The following is a 20,280-nucleotide window of genomic DNA, read 5'->3' as shown; positions in this document are numbered from 1 at the left end:
ACCGGAGATCGCCAATCGCGCCGGACCCCTGGCGGATCCGGCAAACTGCGGCGCGGCGGATCACTGGCTGGTTACAGCGCCTGTGCCGGCGTGGGACTGCGGCGAGCCGTCGCCACCCTGACCCTGAGATCCCAATTCGGTCCCGGCCGACTGCGGCTCGCTGCCGGTCGCACCCGCCGTCGCCGCCGCCGGGGAAGCCATCGGCGTGTCCAGGTCCATGCCCAGGCTCAACCCCATGTCGGCCAGCCGACGCTTCACCTCGCGCAGACTGGTCTTGCCGAAACTTCGGACCTTCAGCAGATCCGCATCCGTCTTCTTCACCAGATCGCGCACGGTCTGGATTTTGGCGCTTTCCAGGCAGTTGTTGGCCCGCACCGACAGATCCAGCTCCTGGATCGACATGTTCAGCTTCTGCTCCAGGTCCGGATCGATGGTGGCGCGGGTGGCTTCCCGAAGCCCGGCAATCGCCTCGTCGCTGGCCGTCTCGCTGCCCAGCTCGAAGTACTGCACAAACGGGTTGAGGTGCTTGCGGAGGATCTTGGCCGCCTCCACCAGCGCCATCTCCGGGGAGATCGTCCCGTTGGTCCAGATCTCCAGGATGAGTCGGTCGTAGTCGGTCTTCTGTCCGACGCGCGCGCCCTCGGTGCTGTAGCGGACGCGCGTCACCGGCGAGTAGATCGAGTCCACCGCGATCAGTCCGATCTCCTGCTGCTCGGTGTCGGTGATGTTCTCGGCGGCGGTGACGTAGCCACGCCCCTTGCCGACCGTCATCGTCATTTCAAAAGGCACATCTTCGGTAAGCGTGGCGATGACCTTGTCCTTGTTGATCACCGTGATCGCCGGGTCCGGCTCGATCATGGCGGCGGTGACCGGCCCGGCCTTCTTCGCCACCAGCTTCATCTGCTTGGGCTCGTCGGCGTCGAGCTTCACGATCAGACCCTTGACGTTGAGGATGATGTCGGTGACATCCTCCATCACGCCGGTCAGGCTGGAAAACTCATGCTCGGCGCCGCGGATGCGGACATGGGTGACGGCCGCGCCTTCCAGCGATGAAAGCAGGATCCGCCGCAGGCTGTTGCCCACGGTCGTGCCGAAGCCGCGTTCGAACGGCTCGGCGGTGAACTTGCCGTAGGTGTCGGTCGAAACCTGCTCGTCGCGGATGACCCGTGAAGGCAGCTCCAGTCCTCGCCAACGAATTCTCATAGCTGTTGCTCCCTGGTGCGTCAGGTGAATTGCGGGCAGTTCCCGTCCCGACCGTTCGGGACCATCTGTACGCCCACCTCGTCACACAGACGCGTTCGTTTGCTGAATTCTGATTCCTGTACTTTGATTCGCGATTCAAGACCAGGCACGCTTGCCCGGTTCCTCAGATCAACAATCGCGAGGCAAACCTGAAAATCGAGTCACACTCGTCGCTTCTTGGGTGGCCGGCAGCCATTGTGCGGCAGCGGAGTCACGTCCTCGATGCCGGTGATTTTCAGCCCGGCGTTCTGGAGGTTCAGGATCGCCTGTTCGCGCCCGGCGCCGGGGCCCTTGACCTTGACCTCCACCTCGACCATCCCGTGCTTTCGGGCCTCGATGGCGGCCTTTTCCGCGGCGCGACCGGCGGCGAAGGGCGTGCTCTTGCGCGCGCCCTTGAAGCCCACCGTGCCCGCAGACGCCCAGGCGATCGTCTCCCCGCTGGTGTCCGTGATCGTCACGATCGTGTTGTTGAACGTCGCCTTGACGTGCGCGATCCCGCGGGTCACGCCCTTGCGAACCTTCTTCTTGCCGCTGGCCGTGCCCTTGGCGCCTGTCGGTTTTGCTGCTCCTGCTGCTTCTGCCATGTGCGTTCCTCAGAAAGGACGAAGGCAGAAGGACGATGGATGAATGCTCTTCATCCTTCCGCCGCCACCCTTCATCCTCTTTTATTTGCCGAGTTCCTTCACACCCTTCTTGCCGGCGACGGTCTTGCGCGGGCCTTTGCGCGTCCGGGCGTTGGACCGCGTCCGCTGCCCGCGAACCGGCAGGCTGCGACGGTGACGCAGACCACGATAGCTGCCGATGTCCCGCAGCCGCGCGATGTTCTGCTGCACCTGTCGCCTCAGCGCACCCTCCACCAGATAGTCCCGGTCAATGATGCTGATGATCTTGGCCAGTTCCTCTTCGCTCAGTTCCTTGGCACGCCGCTGCGGATCGATCCCCGCCTCTTTGAGGATCACCCGGCTGTTGGTCCGCCCGATCCCGTAAATGTACGTCAGGCTGATCCAGATCGGCTTGTCCGGTGGAATGTCGATACCTGCGATACGGGGCATGTCTGCTCCTGTGTCACACGGGCCTGGCGCCCGCGGCTGGGAATCACGGGCACCACCGCCCGTGTCACGTTAGCCTTGTCGCTGCTTGTGTTTGACGTTGGTGCAGATCACCCGCACGACGCCCTTGCGGCGGACGATCTTGCAGTTTTCACAGATTCTTCTGACGCTGGCTCGCACTTTCATGGTCACACCTGTCCGATTCCTCGTTAACGGCTCGAATCGATCATCTTAACGCACTTTCCGCCGCGGCTCAACTGCCGCCAGACGCTGCCAAGCGTCGATGCCCGAAACGACAACCCGCACGCCCTCAGATCTGTCAAGTCTGAGCGGTCCATGCGTTTTGTCACAATCCCCACGGCGCCCGGCCGTCCGTCAGGATGTCCACCCCGTTTTCCGTCACGGCGATGGTGTGCTCAAAATGAGCGGCGGGCAGGCCATCCTTGGTCACCACCGTCCAGTTGTCCGGCAGCAGATCTACCTCGCGGCTGCCCATCACCACCATCGGCTCCACCGCCAGAGTCATGCCCGGGCGAAGCTTGAAATCCCCGCGAAGCTGCTCGGCGGTGACAAAATTCGCCACCTTCGGGTCCTCGTGCATGCTTCGCCCGATGCCGTGCCCGACAAACTCCCGCACCACGCTGAAGCCGTTGCTCTCCACGTGGTACTGCATCAGCCGGGCGATCTCGGTCCACCGCCGGCCTGGCTTGATGTTGTTCAGCGCCAGCGCCAGGGTCTGCCGGGTCACGTCCAGCAGCTTGCGGACCTCCGGGCTGATTCGTCCCACCGGCACCGTGGTCGCCGTATCGGCGCAGTATCCATCCAACATCAGCGCCAGATCCAGGGTGACGATGTCTCCCTCGCGGAGCTGCCGCGATCCGGGAATCCCATGTACCACCTCCTCGTTGACGCTGATGCAGGTCTCGGCGGGGAAACCTTCCCCGGGCTTGTAGGTCGGGTAGTTCTTGGACAACCCGACCGCGCCGGCCCTGGCCAGCTCCCGGCGGGCGATCTCGTTCAGCTCCTGTGTGCTCACGCCCGGAGCCACTGCTTCGCGCATCTTGGCCAGGATTTCACAGCCTACCTGCCCGGCCCGCCGCATCATCTCGATCTCGCGGCGCGTTTTGATGATGATCGGCATCGACCACAAGGATGAGAGCCGAAGGCTGAAGCTCAAGACTCACAAGGCAAGGTCTGGCTTCATCCTTCTGGCTTCATTCTTCCTAAAATCAATACTGTCTTCCCTTGATCCGTTTACCTTTCTGTCCCGGGCCCGAGAGGAACCCGCCGTAATTGCGCATCAGCAGGTTCGCTTCGATGCGCTGCACCATGTCCAGGGCGACGCTGACGACGATCAGCAGTCCGGTTCCGCCCAGAAACTGCGTGATCTGCCAGTCGATGCCCATCGCCGCGGAGACCGCCGTCGGAACCACCGCCAGCACGCACAAAAAGGCCGCGCCGACGTACGTGATCCGCTGCATCACCTTCTCCAGGTAGTCGGCGGTGCGTTTGCCGGGCCTCAGTCCCGGAATGAAGCTTCCGTAGTCCCGAAGCTGGTTGGCCATCTCCTTGGGCTGAAACTGCACGGTCGTCCAGAAGTAGGCGAAGAAATAGATCAGCGCCACTTCGGTGATGATGTAGACGAACGCTCCGCGGTTGAACTGGTCGTTGAAGAACAGCACCAGGTTGCCAAAGAACGTCCGTTCAGCCCCCGCCGCACGCACCGCGCTCCACATCCATCCGAACAGCACCCCGGGGAACAGCATCAGCGACTGGGCGAAGATGATCGGCATCACCCCGCCGTGATTCACCCGCAGCGGCAGGTACTGCCTCTGCCCGCCGTACACCCGACGCCCGCGGGTGTGCTTGGCCTGCTGGATCGGGATCCGCCGCTGCGCCTGGGTGACCAGGATCGAACCGGCGACGATGAACACGAAGCAGCAGACCAGGAAGATCACCTTTCCCGGGGTCATCGGATGCGAAGGATCGGCGCTGCCGCTGAGGTTCAGTTGCGAGCCCAGCAGAAACAGCGCGTTGGGCATCCGGGCCACAATCCCCGCCAGGATGATCAGCGACACCCCGTTGCCCAGCCCATACTCGTCGATCTGTTCGCCCAGCCACATCAGAAACACGCATCCGGCCGTCAGGGCAAACAGCCCCATCAGCCAGAACGTGGCCGTGTGGGCATACAGAGGCTGGACCAGCGGCGTGCCGGTGCCCGGGTAGTGCATGTAGTTCATCCAGAACACTGCCTGGATCAGCGCCAGCGGCACCGTGGCGTAGCGGGTCCATTCCTGGATCTTCTTGCGTCCGGTCTCGCCTTCTTTCTGGAGCTTCTCCAGCGACGGCACCACAGTCGTCAGGAGTTGGAAGATGATCGACGCCGAAATATACGGCATCACCCCCAGCCCGAAGATCGTGCTCTGCGAGAGGTTGCCGCCGGAGAACAGCGAAACGTAGCTGGCCAGCCTGCCGGCGGCGGTGTCCTCGCCCGCCTTTCGCGCCAGCTCCTCGAACGCCGACTGGTCCACGCCCGGGATCGGAACGTGATAGCCGATCCGGTAGATCGCCAGCATGAACAGGGTGAACAGCACCTTGTTCCGCAATTCCGGCACGCGGAAGATGTTGATGAACGTCTTGAACATGAACCTGCTCGCGTTGGGCGCCCGTAGGTGCGTCCAGCGGCCCCGCAGACGGGGCTGCGCGCCCTGGCCTTGTCAGCAGGACGCGCCCCGCCAGCGGGGCCGCTGAATAAGTTTATGCTGATCCGCCTATTCCGTCTTGGCCGGCTCGGCGCTGGCGGGCGCCGCTTCCGCGGCCGGCTTGGACTTTTTGGCCCCGCCCTCCCGCGGCACGAACTTCTTGCGGGGCTTGGGGAACTCGAACGGCTCGCCCTTGAGGTTCTGCGCCGTGCCGCCCGCCTGCGTGATCTTCTCGTACGCCGACCTGCTGAACCAGCCAGCCACCACGGTCAGCCTCTTGCCCAGTTGTCCCTCGCCCAGGACTTTGACCGGCAGGCGATCATCGGGCACCAGGCCCTTGTCGATCAGCGCCGCCTGATCCACCGTCGCGCCCTCCTCGAACCTTTCGGCCAGAGCCGCCACGTTGACAATGTGATACCGGTGCTGGAACGGGTCGTTGGAAAAACCGCGCTTGGGGAATCGGCGGAACAACTCCGTCTGCCCGCCCTCGTAAGTCGGCTTGATGTATTTGCCCACGCGCGCCTTGGAGCCTTTGGTGCCCCGCCCGGCGGTCTTGCCCCGTCCGCTGGACCTGCCGCGTCCCTTGCGCCGCTTGGCCTTGTGTCCCCCGACCTCCGCCGTGATGTCATGGATCATGCTCATGAATCGATCCAAGGATGACAGATCAATCTGCCGGATCCTTCATCCTCGCCTTTCTACGCTGTCACCAGCTCTCCTGCGCCGCGCGGCAACTCGACCCCCCGCATCTGGGCCACCTGCTCCTTGCTCTGAAGCTGCCGCAACGCGTCGATCGTCGCCTTCACAAGGTTCTTGGGGCTGGTCGAGCCGTACGCCTTGGTCAGCACGTCGGTGATTCCCGCCAGCTCGACGACCGGACGCACGCTCTTGCCCGCCGTCACCCCGGTGCCCGGGCGAGCCGGAATCAGCACCACCGTGCTGGCGCCGGCATGACCCTTGACCATGTGCGGGATCGTCGTGCCCTTGAGGTTCACATGGAACATGTTCTTGCGGGCATCCTTGGTCGCCTTCTCCACGGCGTTGGGCACCTCGTTGGCCTTGCCGTAGCCGATGCCGACGTTTCCGTGGCGATCGCCGGCGACCACCAGGGCGCCGAAGCTGAAGGTTCGCCCGCCCTTGACGACCTTGGCACAGCGGTAGATGCGAATGACCGAGGACTCGACTCCGCCCTCTTCGCCGCCGCGGTCGTCGCGGCGCGGGCCGCGACCACCGGCTCGCGGGCCGCCTGAGCGGCCACGGGCGACGCGCCCGGCACGCGGTTCGGGGGGGGCGGCGGCGGCTGCCGCCGACGGCTCGGCAGCAGGCGCCTCGGGCGCGGGCGAAGCTGCGGGCACCACCGGCGCCGGCTCACTCGCCTGGTTCTGCGGCTGCGTTTCAGGACTCGCTTGCGTTGGCTGTTGCTCTTGGGTCATAGATCACACACGCGGCCAGCTCGGCCGACTGTTCAGGACATCGCTGCCGTCCAGTGCCTGCGGCAGCCTGGCAACTCAAAAATCCAGACCTGCCTCGCGGGCGGCGTCGGCCAGCGCCTTGACTCGCCCGTGGTACTTGCGTCCGCCGCGATCGAACGCCACCTTCTTCACCCCCGCCGCCAGGGCCCGCTCGGCAATCGCCTTGCCAACCGCCCGGGCGGCGGCGATGTTCCCGCCGTTGGGCAGGCCGCCGCGAACCTCCGGACTCAGGCTCGACGCCGACACCAACGTCCGGCCCGCGTAATCGTCGATCACCTGCGCGTAAATGTGCTTGTCGGATCGATACACGCTCAGCCGCGGTCGTTGCGGCGTACCAAAAACCCGCTTGCGGACGCTCCACTTGCGCCGCAGCAGTCGGGCACGTTTCATTTTGTTCTTGTCTGCCATCGCCTTGTCTCTGCGTTGACAAATGGGCCAGCGGCGATCGATCCGGCCGCCGGTCGCCCAACCGCAACCCCGGTTCCTGTTTACTTGGCCGCGCCGGCGCCGGCAAACGCCTTGCCGGGCTTGAGCTTCACCTGCTCGCCTTCGTAACGAATCCCCTTGCCCTTATACGGTTCGGGCTTGCGGACCTTTCGAACCTGCGCGGCAAACTGTCCAACAGCCTGCTTGTCGGCGCCGCTGATATGGATCTTGGTCGGGCCGTCAAGCTGCACGGTCACGTTCGACGGAATCGGCACGGTGATCTGGTTGGCAAAGCCCACCGACAGCACCAGGTTCCTGCCCTTCATTTCCGCCTTGTACCCGACCCCCTGGATTTCCAGCGATTTGCGGTATCCGTTGGTCACACCCTCGACCATGTTCGCCAGCAGCGCGCGGGTCAGGCCATGCAGCGCCTTGCTCTGCTTTTCGTCGTCCGGTCGGGTGATGATCAGCTCCTTCTTCTCGCTGTCAAACCGCACGCTGATCCGCGGATGCACGTCCAGCTCCAGCTTGCCCTTGGGACCCTCGACCACCACGTGATGGTCGGCGACGGTCACCTTCGCCTTGCCCACTGGAACAGGTTTTTTGCCGATGCGACTCATGTGAACACCTGGTTGCGGCCGGTTGCACGTTGTCTGTTGTGGCTGCTGTCAGCGCACCACAGACAACCAGCAACGTTCAACTGACAATGCACAACAGCTCCCCGCCGACGTTCTGCTCCCGCGCCTTTCGGTCGCTCATCACGCCCTTGCTGGTGCTGACCACCGCGATGCCCATGCCATTGAGCACATTGGGCAGGTCTCTGACCTTGCGGTACACCCGGCACCCGGGCTTGGACTGCCGATCCAGCGCGTGGATCACCCGCTCTCCGGTCATCGTGTACTTCAGCCGGATGCGGATCTGCCCCTGCCTGCCGTCGTCGATCGTGTCGAAGTCCTCGATGTATCCCTCGTCCTTGAGCACCTGCGCGATGCCGGCGCAGATCTTGCTCTTGGGAACGAGCACCAGACGTCGTCCGACGCGGTTGGCGTTGCGGATTCTCGTCAGCATGTCCGCGATGGGATCTTGAATGTTCATCGCTTCTGTCGTCTCCAGACCGGATTTCGGATTGCCCGGCTCGGATCAAGCCACCGACTCGATCCGCAATCCGCCGTCTGCAATCCACCATCCTTCAGCTACCAGCTCGCCTTCCTCAGTCCAGGGATCTTGCCCGTCAACGCAAGCTCACGCAGCATGATCCGCGAGATCTTGAATTTCCGCAGCACGCCCCGGCTGCGGCCGGTCAGCTCGCAGCGGTTACGCAGCCGCGTCGGACTCGAATCCCGCGGCAGCTTGGCCAGTGCGGCGTAGTTCTTCTCCTTCTTGAGCTGGCGACGCAGCTCCGCGTACCGCTTGACGATCTGCTCCCGACGCTTCTGTTTGTTTACCCAGGCTTTGGTTGCCATAGCACTTCCAGTTGCCAGTTGATGCTTGTCCGTTGCCAGCGACGTCGCCGGCTGCCGCGGGGCAACTGGCCGCCCGCGACCGGCAACAACCGTTCTATTTGCCTTCCTTCTTGCCTTGCGCCTCCCGTTCGCGGAACGGGAAACCGAAGCCTCGAAGCAGTTCCCGCCCTTCCTCCGGGGTCTTGGCGGTCGTGACCACCGTGATGTTCATGCCCTGCTGGAAGGTCACCGCCGCCGCGTCCACCTCGGGGAAGACCGTCTGCTCCGTGAACCCGAAATTGTAGTTGCCCTTGTTGTCAAAGGCGTTGGGCTCCAGCCCGCGGAAGTCCTTGACCCGCGGTATCGCCAGCGTGATCATCCGGTCCAGAAACTCATACATCCGCGCCCCGCGCAGCGTCACCTTCAGCCCCGTTTCCATCCCCGCGCGAACCTTGAAGTTCGCCACGCTCTTCTTGGCCTTGCAGCGGACCGGCTTCTGGCCGGCGATCACCGCCAGCTCTTTTTCCGCCTGCTCCAGCTTGCCCTTCTCCCCGCTGGTTACCGCCTTGCCCAGGCCCATGGAGATCACGATCTTCTCCAGCCTCGGCACCGCCAGCAGGTTCTTGTATCCGAACTTCTGCTGAAGCTGCGGGACGATCTTCTCACGGTAGTGAGCAATCAACCGGGGCGGCGGAGCGGGTGCCGCAGGCGCCTCCTCGGCGCCGGCGTCCTCCTGCTGCGACTTAGGCCTGGCCTTGGCCGCCTTCCGCGCCGCAATCTCCTCCGGCGACGGCTTGCCGCCTTTGGACTTCTGTTGCTGCTTGTTTTCCTGTTCAGCCATTGCTGTCGCTCCAAGGCATTGGGCATCTGCCGGATCTGCCGGCGATGCGCCTCGCGTGCCCTGCGCCTCACTTTGTTCCCGTCGGACCCAGATCCGTGCCGCTCTTGACCGCGATCCGGTGCTTGCGACCCTCACGCGTCTCAAAACGCACGCGCGTCGGCTTGCCCGTCGTCGGATCCACAGGCAACACGTTGCTGATGTGGATCGGCGCGTCCTTCTGGATACGTCCGCCCTGCGGATAACGCCGCGACGGCCGAACGTGCTTCCACACCCGGTTGATCCCTTCCACCACCACCCGGTCCTTCTCGGCGATCACGCGCAGCACACGACCGACCTTGCCTTTGTCGGCCCCTGCGATCACCATCACCTGGTCGCCGCTTTTAATGTGTCTTGCCATGTCTCGTTCAGCCTTCAGCGGGCAGCGGGCAGTGTCGCACTCTGCCTGCTGCCGGCTGCCAGCTCTCCTGTTACACCACTTCGCTTGCCAGCGACACGATCTTCATGAAGTTCTTGTCGCGCAGCTCGCGGGCCACGGCGCCGAAGATGCGCGTGCCACGGGGGTTGTTCTCATTGTCGATCACCACTGCTGCATTGCGGTCGAAACGCACGTAGCTGCCGTCCTTGCGAAGCGTCGGATGCTTGGTCCTGACCACCACGCAGCGGATGATGTCTCCCTGCTTCACGTCGCCGCCGGGCTGCGCCAGCTTCACCGCGCACAGGATCACATCCCCAACCCCTGCCACACGGCGCTTGAACTTGCCACGGCTGGATGATCCCCGCAGCACCTTGATACACATCGCCTGTCTGGCGCCTGTGTTGTCGGCGATGTCCAGATACGTCTGTTGCTGAATCATGGCTCGCTCACAGTGGTCAGTTGGCGGTGGTCAGTGACCCGAATGGGCGTTGCTGAGCACCAACCACTGACCATCGATCACTGTTTTTCTTCCGGCGCTTTTCCGGTCATCACTTCTTCGGCCGACACCTGCACCGCCTTCTCCGGCGCCCGCTCGACGATCCGCAGCAGCCGGTGATGCTTGGTCTTGCTCAGCGGTCGGCACTCGGCGATCTCGACGACGTCGCCTTCATGCGCGTCGTTGTTTTCGTCGTGGGCGTGCAGCACCGTACGGCGCTTGATGTACTTGCCGTACTTCGGATGCCGCGCCAGGTACTCCACCACCACCTTGATGGTCTTGTTGGCCCGATCCGACGCCACCACTCCCCGGATCGTTCGCAGCGGCGGCCGCTGGGCTTTTGCACTCGGTGCTTCGGTACTCATGGCTCGTCTTTCACTGGTTCTGTGCCGGCGCCGGCGACGCCGACGCCTGCTGCTGTTTCTGCCTGCTCGCTTCCAGTTCCCGCTCACGCAGGATCGTCTTGATTCGCGCAATCTCCCGGCGGGTCTTGCGGAGCTGACTGGGGTCGGCAAGCTTCTCCGTCACCGCCTGGCTGCGCAACTCGAACAGGCGCTTCTGGCAGTCGGCCAGCTCGTGCTTCAGCGCCTCGGTCTGTTTCTCGCGAATCTCTTTGGCGCTCATCATGGTGGCTGTGGCTCCTGTCAATTCCGCGCGATCCCAATCCCGTTCAGGCTACCGCCTTCTTCCGCGCCACGAACCGGCACGGAATCGGCATCTTGTGCGCCACCCGCGCCAGGCAACGCTTGGCCGTCGGCTCGTCCACCCCGGCCACCTCGAACATCACCGTTCCGGGCTTGACCACGGCGCACCAGAACTCCGGCTCGCCCTTGCCCTTGCCCATTCGCGTCTCCAGCGGCTTGCTGGATACCGGCTTGTGCGGAAAGATCCGGATGAACACTCGCCCCTCGCGGTGCAGGTAGTGGCTGCATGCGATGCGCCCGGCATCGATCTGCTTGGCCGTGATCCACGCCGGCGCCAGCGCCATCAGTCCGTAGTCTCCGAACGCCACCGTGTTGCCGCGCGTCGCGTTGCCGCGGATCTTGCCGCGCTGACTTTTGCGGAACTTCACCCGCTTGGGCATCATCGCCATAGCACACCTGCTCGACTTCTGATTCCTGACTTTTGATTCTCAATCCGCGTTCCGGGTCTTCTCCGAACCGCAGGCGAGAGATCAAAGATCCAAAATCGGATTCACCTGCGTCCTCGCCTCGGTCCGCCGCCGGGGCGCACATCCGTTTCCAGCACTTCCTCGCCGTACATGCCGCGGTAGATCCAGACCTTGACTCCGATGGTTCCGTAGGTCGTGCACGCCACCGCGTATCCGTAGTCCACGTTCGCCTGAAGCGTGGTCAGCGGCACCGAGCCCACGCCCGTCTTTTCCTGCCGGGCGATTTCCGCCCCCCCCAGCCGCCCGCTCACCGAGATCTTGATTCCCTTGGCGCCGGCCTGCATCGTCGCGTCCATCCGCTGCTTGAGCACCCGGCGGAAGCTGGCACGCTTCTTGAGCTGCTCGGCGATCGCCTCGGCCACAAGCTGCGCGTTCAGGTCCGGGTTCTTGATCTCGATGACCTTGATCGGCGCCACCTTCCGCTTGATCAGGTCCTCCAGCTCCTCGCGGAGCTTGTCCACCTCGGCGCCTTTCGGGCCGATCACCAGCCCCGGCCGGGCCGTCTTCAGCGTCACCGTCACTTCCTCGCGGGTCCGCTCGATCAGGATGTCGCTGACGGCGGCAAATGGCGGGCGACGGTTCAGCTTCTCGTCGATGTACTTTCGCACCTTGTAGTCCTCGACCAGGAAGGTGCCGAACGCCGCCTTGGGCGCGTACCACTTGCTCTTCCAGTCCTCGGTGATGCCCGTTCGGAAGCCGATTGGATTTACTTTCTGACCCATGCGATTTCCTTGCGGATTGCGGATCGCGGATTCAGCCAAATCCGAAATCCGAAATCTCCTAGTCTTCTCGCTCGTCCACCGTCACCACCAGATGGCTCGTCCGCTTCATGATCGGGTAGGCCTTGCCACGATCCTTGGGCTGAAACCGCTTGATGATCGGGCCGGGATCGACCCAGGCCTTGGCGATATAAAGCGTTTTGCGGCTGGGGGTGGCGGCCTGCTCCGTGGCGTTGGCGACGGCGCTGCGGATGACCTTCTCGATCATGCCGCTGGCGCGTCGCTTGGAAAAGCGCAGCATCGCGATCGCGTCGTCCACGTTCCGACCGCGGATCAGGTCCATCAGCAGCCGCGCCTTCCGCGGCGCGATCCGCGCAAATCGATGTTTGGCTTGAAACGGCATACGCATCACCTGCTCTGGCCCGGTCGCCTGCGCGATCCGGCCCGGCTCAACTGTGTCCAACTATCCCTTGGCCGGCGACGCGGCGCCCGCCGCCGCCTCCGCTGCCTTGCGTCCGCTGTGTCCGCGGAAGATTCGTGTCGGGGCAAACTCTCCCAGCTTGTGTCCGACCATGTCCTCCTGGATGAACACGCGGATGAACTTGTTGCCGTTGTGCACCTCGAACGTGTGCCCCACGAACTCGGGGATGATCGTGCACGCCCGCGCCCAGGTGCGAATCGGCTGCTTCGAGCGGTTCTCGTTCAGCTTCGCCACCTTCCGGTACAACTTTTCGTTGACGAAGGGGCCTTTTTTTGCACTTCTGCTCATTTCGCTTGCCCGTTCTTGGTTGCCGGTTGCCAGCCGGGCCGGCCGATGCCTTCAGCGGCAAGTGGCGACCGGGCACTGGCAGCTCTTACACGTTCACGGTCACACGTTCACGGTCTGCGGCCTCTGCTGGAATCGCCCGAACTTTCGCCGCCGAAGAATCAGCTTCTCGCTGTTCTTGCGCGGGTTGCGGGTGATGCCTCCCTTGGCCAGCACGCCGGTCCTGGAGCAGGGATGCCGCCCGCCGTTGGCGCGGCCCTCGCCGCCGCCCATCGGGTGATCGATCGGGTTCATCGCCTTGGCCCGGGTATGCGGGCGAATGCCGCGATGCCGCGAGCGTCCAGCCTTGCCCAGGCTCACGTTGATCCAGTCCAGGTTGCCGAGCTGTCCGATCGTCGCCCGGCACTTGCTCTTGACCCGCCTCATCTCACCGGAGGGCAGGATGATCACCGACCACTCGCCCTCCTTGGCGCCCAGACGCGCAACCCCGCCCGCCGAGCGCACCAGCTTGCCCCCCTGGCCGGGATTCAGCTCGATGTTGTGAATCTCCAGCCCGGAGGGGATGTTCGCCAGCGGCATGGCGTTGCCGATCTCCGGCGGAGCGTCCGGGCCGCTGAGCACCGTCTGTCCCACCCGCAGCCCGTTGGGCGCCAGGATGTAGCTCTTTTCGCCGTCCTCGTACTGAATCAGCGCAATGTTCACCGAGCGGTTGGGGTCGTATTCGATCGCCAGCACCCTGGCCGGGATCCCGTCCTTGGTCCGCTTGAAGTCGATGATGCGGTACAGCCGCTTGTTTCCCCCGCCGCGATGCTTGGCGGTAATCACGCCGTGGTGATTTCGCCCGTTGGCGCGGCGCTGCCCGACGGTCAGTGACGGCTCCGGCTCGGTCTTGGTAATCACCGCCCGGTAGTCCAGTACAGACCCTGCCCGTCGTCCGGGGGAAGTCGGGTTGTAATACTTGATAGGCATAGCGTCCTGATCGCGAACTTCGGATTGAGGATCTGGCCGCGACTCGCTTGAATCCCGGATCCTCAATCCGCAGTCCGCAATCCCTCAAAACAGTTCAATCCTCGAATTCTCGTCCAACTCCACGATCGCTCGCTTCCAGTCGCTTGTATGGGTCATGCGGAAACGGCTGCGCCGGGGCTTGCCCTTGCGCACCAGTGTCCGCACGTCGGTCACCTTCACGTTGTACAGCTTCTCGATCGCCTGCTTGATCAGCGGCTTGTTCGCGTGCCGGTTGACCATAAAGGTATAGACGTTGCGCGTCGCCTGTTGGTGCGTGCTTTTCTCCGTCACCAGCGGCTTGATGATCACGTTTGTGTAATCCATGGCTCTTGCTCACCCGCGGTGCCGCGCACCGCCGTTAACTCCGCGCTACGCCAGCAACGACTCGAATCCATCCCTGGTCATCAGCAGCGTCCGGTTACGCAGGATGTCCCAGGCATTGAGCTGCTGAACCGTCGTCAGCGTCGTGCGATCGATGTTTCGTGCCGAGCGCTCCAGCGCCTCGTCGCGACCATTGATCGCCAGCAGGCAACTGCGATCGATCCCCAGGGCCTTGAAGATCTGGGCCACGTACCGGGTCTTGGGCTGCTCGAGCCTGATGGCATCGACGATGCGAAGGTCCTTGCTCATGATCTTCGCGAGCACGGCGCACTTGGTCGCCAGGCGACGCTGCTGCCTGGGCAGCCCGATCCGCCAGTCCTTGGGGCGTTTCTGCTTGGCATGGCCGCCGCCGACGCGTACCGGCTGGCGGATCGTGCCCATGCGGGCCCGCCCGGTGCCTTTCTGGCGGTAGATCTTGCGGGTGGAGCCTTCCACCTCACCTCGCGCCAGCGTCCGCACGGTCCCCTGCCGCTTGGCCGCGTGGTAGTACACCAGCGCCTGCTTGAGCAGTTCCTTGCGCACCTGCCCGCCAAGCTTGGCTTCGTCCACCTGAAGCGTCTCGATCTGCTGGCCGGCCTGGTTGTATACGGGAACCTCGATCATGGCTCGTCTCGTTGTTCGTCTTTCATGCTTCATGCTCACGCCGCCGCTCGACGCTGGCGCGTGAAACATGAAACACGAGCAAGTCATTTGGCCTCTTCGCTGGCCTTCACTTTCGCCGCAACTGCCTGGCGTACGAAAAGGAGCCCGCCGTTCGGTCCTGGCAGGGCTCCCTTGATCAGCAGCAGATTGTTTTCCCGGTCGATCTTGACCAGCGGATGGTTACGCGTGGTGACACGGTCCATGCCCATGTGCCCGGCCATGCGTACACCCTTCTTGGGCTTGCCCGACTGTCCGCGCCAGGTGGCGCGGCTGGCCAGCGAACCCGGAGAACGGTGCTTGCGCTCGGTGCCGTGCGAAGCCGGCTGACCGCCGAAGTGGTGCCTCTTCATCACCCCGGCCGTCCCCTTGCCCTTGCTGGTCCCGATCACATCCACAAACTGCACGCCCTGGAACACATCCACCGTCACGCTCTCGCCGGGCTTGCGATCTGTCGGCTCCTTCAGCCGGATCTCCCGGAAATAGCGCAACGGCCCGACCCCCGCCTTGGCCGCGTGGCCGATCAGCGGGAACGTGCTGTGCCTGGCCTTGATCGGTTCAAAGCCAAGCTGCACGGCGTTGTAGCCATCGGTCTGGACGGTCTTGACCTGCGTGATGGCGCACGGCCCGGCCTGGACGACGGTCACCGGCACCACCGTGCCGTTCTCGTCGTAAATCCGCGTCATGCCGATCTTCTTGCCCAGTAGTGCTGGAGTCATGATTCCAGATTGCAGATTTCGGATTTCGGATTCCGGATTCACTCATTCCGCAACCCGAGCTCCGCCAACCGCAATTCCAAAAGCCCACCACGTTGACACGTGACTCTTTCGAGCAGCGGGTTCTTGGATGAACCCCACGGTCAATGGGTCAGCCAACCAAAATGCCCCTTGAAAGCAGGGGCATGTTTGTCATGAAAAAAGGACTACGCCTTGATCTTCACGAAGACGCCGGCCGGAACGACCAGTCGATTCAGCGCCTCGACCGTGCGGGCGGTGGGCTCGAAGATGTCGATCACGCGCTTATGCGTGCGCATCTCGAACTGCTCGCGCGACTTCTTGTCGATGTGCGGACTGCGCAGCACGGTGTACCGCTCGATCCGCGTGGGCATGGGGATCGGGCCACAGACGCGCGCGTTGGTCCGCTTGGCGTGGTCCACAATCTCCTTCGCCGACGCGTCCAGCGCCCGGTGGTCGTAGGCTTCCATCCGAATTCGAATCCGATCACCCGTCATACCATCCTCATCCGCTCGGTCAGTATCGCCACTTTCCGCTTCGTAAATTCAGGCATCCCAATCGGTTCCGTTGCACATCCGCCCCGCCGCTTCGACGGGACGATACGCAACCCTTGCCACTTTCACCAAGTGGAGTGCCAGAAGATAACGTCTGAAAAGTGTATGTCAACTGTCCGGAAAAGTCGAAGCCCTCAAAGTTGCCCGGCCTTCGCCCGGGCGATGGGCGTCAATCCCCCCGGCGGCCGGCCTGCTCAGTGCCAAGCGCCGCATCGCAACGCAGCAATGTCATCACGGCAAACGCGGTTCCATACGGCTTGTGGTAATCCCACATCGCGTAATCCCACCACGATCCATCGTCCGGCTCCTGGTACGGCGCGACGTGGGCGGCGAGCCTGGCGGCGTACCCGCGTTGCACCCCCTGCGAGAGCCGCTCCACCAGCAAGGCCGCGTAGTAGTGGTCGAAGTAGTAGTAGTAAGCCGAGTTCTGATACCACGCTTCATGAGGCCAGGGACGCTTGCGCGCCATGTCCAAAAAGGCGTGATGCTCGAAGAACAGGTCCAGACCCTGCAGCACTTGTGCTTCGCCGATGCCTGGGTATCCCCACAGCCATAGGGCATAGTTGCACGGCTGGGTTCGTCCGACGGCGCCCTTGATCTGATTGGCCGGCAAACGCGGAATGTAGCGGTGATCCAGGCTGTACAGGTAAACACCGACGGGCAGCCGCATCTCCATCACCCGCCGAAGCGAAGCATCGATCAGCGACTGTGGCACGTCCAGCCCGGCCCGCCGCGCCTCCCACAGCGCCACCAGCCCCGCCGCCGTGCCGAAACTGGTTGGCCCCAGCGATGGCCGCTGCGTCTGCGCCTTGAAGTCGTAGTAGTTCCAGCCACCCACGTACGTCGCGTAGCGGATCATGCGATCCAGGTGCCATCTGGCCATTGCTTCGATGCGTGGATCGTGGCGGTGGCGCAACTCGACGGACAGCGCCTGAAGCGCGTAGGTATGCGCCCAGACGTTGTACAGCAGCCTGCCGTCGTCCCGCCGCGCTTCGCCATTGCGAACCAGATATTCCACGCCGCGGGCATGCGCCTCGCGCAGCCCGGGCACCGGCAGGTCATACGCCTCGCGCAGCGCCATCACGCACAACGCCGTGGTCGCCACTCGAAACGCATCGTGCGACCCCGGCACCATGGAATAGATCTCCAGCCCGCGCGTCTCCAGGCCTGTGCCCCAACATCCTTCGGGCTGTTGAGAGCTGACCAGAAATCTTGCGCCACGCTCGATGGCATCGGCATGTGGCCCGCGCGCAGGCACCAACGGTTGCGTGGCGCTGCTATGATGCGTGCTGGCGGCCTGGCGGGCACAGCCTGCACCAATCAACACCAGCACCAGCAGCGCAGCCGAGATCCGCACTGTCACTTGCCCACCTTCGTCAGCACCTGGTCGCCCTGCTTCAGGCCGGATCGGATCTCGACATGCTCGCCATCGGAACGCCCGGTGATCACATCGCGCCACTCGTCCCTGCCATCGATGCGCAGCTTCACCCGGCCTTTGGACACTGCCGACACCGGAACGATCAGCACGTTTTCCGCCCGCCCGGCATCGACGCGCACGCTCGCTTTCATGCCGGCCAGCAGTCTGGGATCAACTGATTCCGGCTCAATCAGCATCTGGTAGGCAAGTCCGCCATCTTTGGGTTGGCCGACGGGAAGCGGAGTCTGGCACTTGCCCGAGGTTGCCGCATCGGGATAGGCCAACGGCACGATCCGCGCCTCCATGCCCGGCCTGATCCATCCGACCCGCGTCTCGGGCACATCGACCACCAGCCGCATCGCGCCGGGTCTGGCAAGAGTAAGGACCACCTGCCCGGCGGTCAGCCTCTCGCCAACACGAAGCGATTTCGGATTGGCGTTCTGCCAGGCCCCCTGCACAAGCTGCCCGTAGTAAATCATGCCTTCGTGCGGCGCGCGGACGGTCAACTGCTCCAGGTCCGCCTTCAGCTCCGCGACTTTCGCCTCGGCCTTCTCGACATTCAGCCGCGCCGAAACCACCGCCGCCTTGCGCAACGTCTTCTGCGACTCCTGCGCGGCCTTGAGCTGATCCACCGCCTGTTTCTTCTGCTCGATGGCGAACACCAGCTTTTGCCTGGAGGTGTTGTAGTCGAACTCCTTGACTTTCTGCTCGCGCGCCTCGGCCATTTCCTGGTTGATTTTGGCCAGTTCCAAGGCGCGGACGGCGCGCTTGATGACGATATCGGCCGTGGCGTTGGTCAGTTCCTCGGTCTTGTACATCTTCTTGAGCTGATCCAGCTCGTCGGATTGATCCTCGACATTGTTTTTGGCGTTGCGGACCGCCAGCTCGGCGCTGCGTTTGAGCTGTTTGCCGTCCACCTCCTCCCACCACTTAAGGGCGGCCTGGGCGTTGGCAAGCTCCTCCTGGGCCATCTGCATCGCCAGTGCGTCGCTCTGCTCGCCCAAATATTCGTCCGCCTCGGCCTTGTGCAGGTTCGCCCTGGCCGAAAGCAGGCCATTCTCGGCCTCGGCCAGTTGCCGGTTCAGTTCCACCGGATCGATCTGGAGCATCAGCTCTCCCGGTTTGACGTTTGCGCCCAGCGGAGCGATCGACTTGATCTCCAGTGTCCCCTGATAGGCCTTTGGGCGCAGGCGTACTTCCACCGGGTCGATCGGCTCGAAATATCCATCCAGCTCGATCGTTGCCTGGATCGTGCCAGTGGTGACGGTGGTCAACTCATCGCCGGCGGGTTGGATCAAGGTCGTCGGCGCTGAGGCCGGCTGGCCTTGAACGATCATCCCCGTGCCGCAGATCCAGATCAATCCCGCCGCCACATGCACCCATTTCATGTACGAACCTCGCGTTGTGCGTCGTCCTTTTTGAGCTGGCCGCAAGCCCGATGGGCAAACAGGCTACCGGTCGCCTGGGCCGGCCGCAACCTGAGCCGCCGACGGGGATGATATCGTTGCGCGGGCGATTGCCCGCAACAGGTCAGGGATGCAGGCATTGGATTGTCGCGCGCACCGATGTATATAAAGCGGCCCGCGCGGTTGTTTTTCATCGCCAACTGGCTATCAAGTCGGTAGGATTCGCGGATCGATATCGGGATGTTGTGGGCGTAACAAACTGGCGGCCAAAAGCCGAACCCCGCGTGCCACAGACGGGTATGACTATGACCAGCACGGGGTTCACCCAGGCAGACCACCGGGGCGCCAGCCGCGCGACAACACCCAACCCGATCAAGGATCGGCCAGAAAACCCTAGAGGAATCGACGATGTCATCAAGCGTGCGTCAGGCTGTTACTGTTCTCGCGGTCGCATGGGCAGGGTGGATATGCGGCGTTGGCCCGCGACCGCTGGCGGCCGCGGCGGCCCAGCCAACAGATTCGGTCATCATCGACACCTGCTTCACCGCCCCCTCCGCCGAGCACAAAATCAGCTTCAACTATCCCGGCATCGTCAAGCAAGTGCCGATCAAGGAAGGGGAGATGGTCAAGGCCGGGCAGGTCCTGCTCAGGCAGGATGACGAGGTCGAACGGCATGAATATGAAAAGTCCAGACTCGAGGCCGAGTCCACCGCGCGACTGGATGCCGCCAAGGCCGACTACGAAGTCAAGAAAAAGGTCTACGAGCGCAAGAAAAATGCCGGTGGCGGATTTACCGTCGCTGAAATCGAAGAGGCGGAACTGGACGTGATCTTCCGCGAGAACCAGATCAAGGTGGCGGAAGTGGACCGCCAGTCGGCGGGCATCGAGGCCAGGAAGCAGGCCGCCCGACTCGAACGCATGGAGCTCCGCAGCCCCATCGACGGCATCGTTCGCAAGATCGGAGTCAAGGAAGGCGAATTTGCCGAACCTGACCGCGAAAAGCCCGCCGTCATCATCGTCCGCAACGACCCGGCCTGGATTGACTTGAAGGAACTGAAGACCTGGCAGGTGGCCAGGCTCAAGGTCGGCGACACCATGGACGTTCGTTATCCGGGCGAGCAGACTTGGCGGCAGGCGAAAATCGTGCTGATCGATCCGGTGGCACTGTCCGGCACGGAAAACCAACTCGTGCGACTGGAGTTGCCCAACCCGGAGAACCGCGCCACCGGCCTGCGAATCCAGGTCAAGGTCCCGCCGCATCTGCTCGCTGGGGCCGGCGAGCCGACGGCGGCATCGAGATAAGTCGAGATAAGTGGTAAGTGTCGAACACCGAATGCCCAGTGCCAGTTAAGTCACGGCAACAATCCCGGTATTCGCCATTCGACATTCGGCATTGTTCATTC

The 20,280-nt window shown here is 63.4% G+C and carries 28 protein-coding genes and 1 pseudogene; 1 reads left to right on the top strand and 28 read right to left on the bottom strand.

Features of this window, described 5'->3' with window-relative positions:
- Positions 1-60 precede the first annotated feature (60 nt).
- From ACQS5P_RS13460 to ACQS5P_RS13325, 28 genes and pseudogenes are all read right to left on the bottom strand, one after another.
- Entirely contained in the window at positions 61-1,203 is a 1,143-nt protein-coding gene (locus ACQS5P_RS13460) for a DNA-directed RNA polymerase subunit alpha (RefSeq protein WP_428937134.1), read from the bottom strand.
- A gap of 200 nt (positions 1,204-1,403) precedes the next feature.
- Positions 1,404-1,826 carry a 30S ribosomal protein S11 gene (gene rpsK, locus ACQS5P_RS13455; RefSeq protein WP_428937133.1) on the bottom strand — a complete coding sequence of 141 codons (423 nt, stop codon included), beginning with the start codon at positions 1,824-1,826 and terminating at the stop codon, positions 1,404-1,406.
- A gap of 81 nt (positions 1,827-1,907) precedes the next feature.
- Positions 1,908-2,294, bottom strand: a complete 387-nt coding sequence (gene rpsM, locus ACQS5P_RS13450; protein WP_428937132.1) for a 30S ribosomal protein S13 — start codon at positions 2,292-2,294, stop codon at positions 1,908-1,910.
- Positions 2,295-2,363: 69 nt separating this feature from the next.
- Positions 2,364-2,477, bottom strand: coding sequence for a 50S ribosomal protein L36 (gene rpmJ / locus ACQS5P_RS13445; RefSeq protein ID WP_428937131.1), 114 nt, complete (start codon positions 2,475-2,477; stop codon positions 2,364-2,366).
- A gap of 160 nt (positions 2,478-2,637) precedes the next feature.
- Positions 2,638-3,432 (bottom strand): type I methionyl aminopeptidase, encoded by a 795-nt coding sequence (gene map / locus ACQS5P_RS13440; protein ID WP_428937130.1) that lies wholly within the window; start codon positions 3,430-3,432, stop codon positions 2,638-2,640.
- A gap of 88 nt (positions 3,433-3,520) precedes the next feature.
- On the bottom strand, positions 3,521-4,936 hold the full coding sequence (gene secY, locus ACQS5P_RS13435) for a preprotein translocase subunit SecY (RefSeq protein WP_428937129.1): 1,416 nt from the start codon (positions 4,934-4,936) through the stop codon (positions 3,521-3,523).
- Positions 4,937-5,062: 126 nt separating this feature from the next.
- Positions 5,063-5,635: a 50S ribosomal protein L15 gene (gene rplO / locus ACQS5P_RS13430; protein WP_428937128.1), complete on the bottom strand. Its 573-nt coding sequence runs from the start codon at positions 5,633-5,635 to the stop codon at positions 5,063-5,065.
- A gap of 53 nt (positions 5,636-5,688) precedes the next feature.
- On the bottom strand, positions 5,689-6,423 hold the full coding sequence (gene rpsE / locus ACQS5P_RS13425; protein ID WP_428937127.1) for a 30S ribosomal protein S5: 735 nt from the start codon (positions 6,421-6,423) through the stop codon (positions 5,689-5,691).
- 75 nt (positions 6,424-6,498) lie between these two features.
- Positions 6,499-6,870 carry a 50S ribosomal protein L18 gene (gene rplR, locus ACQS5P_RS13420; RefSeq protein ID WP_428937126.1) on the bottom strand — a complete coding sequence of 124 codons (372 nt, stop codon included), beginning with the start codon at positions 6,868-6,870 and terminating at the stop codon, positions 6,499-6,501.
- An 80-nt stretch (positions 6,871-6,950) separates the two neighbouring features.
- Positions 6,951-7,508, bottom strand: coding sequence for a 50S ribosomal protein L6 (gene rplF, locus ACQS5P_RS13415; RefSeq protein ID WP_428937125.1), 558 nt, complete (start codon positions 7,506-7,508; stop codon positions 6,951-6,953).
- A gap of 76 nt (positions 7,509-7,584) precedes the next feature.
- Entirely contained in the window at positions 7,585-7,983 is a 399-nt protein-coding gene (gene rpsH, locus ACQS5P_RS13410; protein WP_428937124.1) for a 30S ribosomal protein S8, read from the bottom strand.
- 98 nt (positions 7,984-8,081) lie between these two features.
- Positions 8,082-8,351 carry a 30S ribosomal protein S14 gene (gene rpsN / locus ACQS5P_RS13405; RefSeq protein WP_428937123.1) on the bottom strand — a complete coding sequence of 90 codons (270 nt, stop codon included), beginning with the start codon at positions 8,349-8,351 and terminating at the stop codon, positions 8,082-8,084.
- A gap of 94 nt (positions 8,352-8,445) precedes the next feature.
- Positions 8,446-9,171 (bottom strand): 50S ribosomal protein L5, encoded by a 726-nt coding sequence (rplE, locus tag ACQS5P_RS13400; RefSeq protein WP_428937122.1) that lies wholly within the window; start codon positions 9,169-9,171, stop codon positions 8,446-8,448.
- A gap of 67 nt (positions 9,172-9,238) precedes the next feature.
- Positions 9,239-9,568 carry a 50S ribosomal protein L24 gene (gene rplX / locus ACQS5P_RS13395; protein WP_428937121.1) on the bottom strand — a complete coding sequence of 110 codons (330 nt, stop codon included), beginning with the start codon at positions 9,566-9,568 and terminating at the stop codon, positions 9,239-9,241.
- Positions 9,569-9,638: 70 nt separating this feature from the next.
- Positions 9,639-10,025, bottom strand: a complete 387-nt coding sequence (rplN, locus tag ACQS5P_RS13390) for a 50S ribosomal protein L14 (protein ID WP_428937120.1) — start codon at positions 10,023-10,025, stop codon at positions 9,639-9,641.
- Between the two features lie 146 nt (positions 10,026-10,171).
- Positions 10,172-10,447: pseudogene (rpsQ, locus tag ACQS5P_RS13385) on the bottom strand (30S ribosomal protein S17); the annotation flags it as partial.
- 10 nt (positions 10,448-10,457) lie between these two features.
- On the bottom strand, positions 10,458-10,706 hold the full coding sequence (gene rpmC / locus ACQS5P_RS13380; protein ID WP_428941024.1) for a 50S ribosomal protein L29: 249 nt from the start codon (positions 10,704-10,706) through the stop codon (positions 10,458-10,460).
- Between the two features lie 46 nt (positions 10,707-10,752).
- Complete coding sequence (rplP, locus tag ACQS5P_RS13375) at positions 10,753-11,175, bottom strand: 50S ribosomal protein L16 (protein WP_428937119.1); 423 nt, start codon at positions 11,173-11,175, stop codon at positions 10,753-10,755.
- Positions 11,176-11,276: 101 nt separating this feature from the next.
- Positions 11,277-11,975 (bottom strand): 30S ribosomal protein S3, encoded by a 699-nt coding sequence (gene rpsC / locus ACQS5P_RS13370; RefSeq protein WP_428937118.1) that lies wholly within the window; start codon positions 11,973-11,975, stop codon positions 11,277-11,279.
- A gap of 58 nt (positions 11,976-12,033) precedes the next feature.
- Positions 12,034-12,375 carry a 50S ribosomal protein L22 gene (rplV, locus tag ACQS5P_RS13365; protein WP_428937117.1) on the bottom strand — a complete coding sequence of 114 codons (342 nt, stop codon included), beginning with the start codon at positions 12,373-12,375 and terminating at the stop codon, positions 12,034-12,036.
- Positions 12,376-12,435: 60 nt separating this feature from the next.
- Positions 12,436-12,741 carry a 30S ribosomal protein S19 gene (gene rpsS, locus ACQS5P_RS13360; RefSeq protein ID WP_428937116.1) on the bottom strand — a complete coding sequence of 102 codons (306 nt, stop codon included), beginning with the start codon at positions 12,739-12,741 and terminating at the stop codon, positions 12,436-12,438.
- 99 nt (positions 12,742-12,840) lie between these two features.
- Positions 12,841-13,707 carry a 50S ribosomal protein L2 gene (rplB, locus tag ACQS5P_RS13355; protein WP_428937115.1) on the bottom strand — a complete coding sequence of 289 codons (867 nt, stop codon included), beginning with the start codon at positions 13,705-13,707 and terminating at the stop codon, positions 12,841-12,843.
- A gap of 84 nt (positions 13,708-13,791) precedes the next feature.
- The gene (gene rplW / locus ACQS5P_RS13350; RefSeq protein ID WP_428937114.1) at positions 13,792-14,070 is read right to left on the bottom strand and encodes a 50S ribosomal protein L23; all 279 of its coding nucleotides are present in this window, start codon (positions 14,068-14,070) and stop codon (positions 13,792-13,794) included.
- Positions 14,071-14,115: 45 nt separating this feature from the next.
- The gene (gene rplD / locus ACQS5P_RS13345) at positions 14,116-14,730 is read right to left on the bottom strand and encodes a 50S ribosomal protein L4 (RefSeq protein ID WP_428937113.1); all 615 of its coding nucleotides are present in this window, start codon (positions 14,728-14,730) and stop codon (positions 14,116-14,118) included.
- Between the two features lie 83 nt (positions 14,731-14,813).
- Positions 14,814-15,485 carry a 50S ribosomal protein L3 gene (gene rplC, locus ACQS5P_RS13340; RefSeq protein WP_428937112.1) on the bottom strand — a complete coding sequence of 224 codons (672 nt, stop codon included), beginning with the start codon at positions 15,483-15,485 and terminating at the stop codon, positions 14,814-14,816.
- A gap of 203 nt (positions 15,486-15,688) precedes the next feature.
- Entirely contained in the window at positions 15,689-15,997 is a 309-nt protein-coding gene (gene rpsJ / locus ACQS5P_RS13335) for a 30S ribosomal protein S10 (RefSeq protein WP_428937111.1), read from the bottom strand.
- 226 nt (positions 15,998-16,223) lie between these two features.
- Positions 16,224-17,411: a hypothetical protein gene (locus tag ACQS5P_RS13330; RefSeq protein WP_428937110.1), complete on the bottom strand. Its 1,188-nt coding sequence runs from the start codon at positions 17,409-17,411 to the stop codon at positions 16,224-16,226.
- Positions 17,412-17,413: 2 nt separating this feature from the next.
- Positions 17,414-18,859, bottom strand: coding sequence for an HlyD family efflux transporter periplasmic adaptor subunit (locus tag ACQS5P_RS13325; protein ID WP_428937109.1), 1,446 nt, complete (start codon positions 18,857-18,859; stop codon positions 17,414-17,416).
- 426 nt (positions 18,860-19,285) lie between these two features.
- Here ACQS5P_RS13325 and ACQS5P_RS13320 point away from each other — a divergent pair, with 426 nt between their 5' ends.
- A complete protein-coding gene (locus ACQS5P_RS13320; protein ID WP_428937108.1) occupies positions 19,286-20,179 on the top strand; it encodes an efflux RND transporter periplasmic adaptor subunit in 894 nt (297 codons plus the stop codon).
- Positions 20,180-20,280 lie beyond the last annotated feature (101 nt).

This window comes from Fontivita pretiosa (assembly GCF_050410795.1).
GTDB classification, from domain to species: domain Bacteria; phylum Planctomycetota; class Phycisphaerae; order Tepidisphaerales; family Tepidisphaeraceae; genus Fontivita; species Fontivita pretiosa.
The sequence above is the reverse complement of the archived record's forward strand: the minus strand, read 5'-3'. Positions and strand labels throughout refer to the sequence as shown.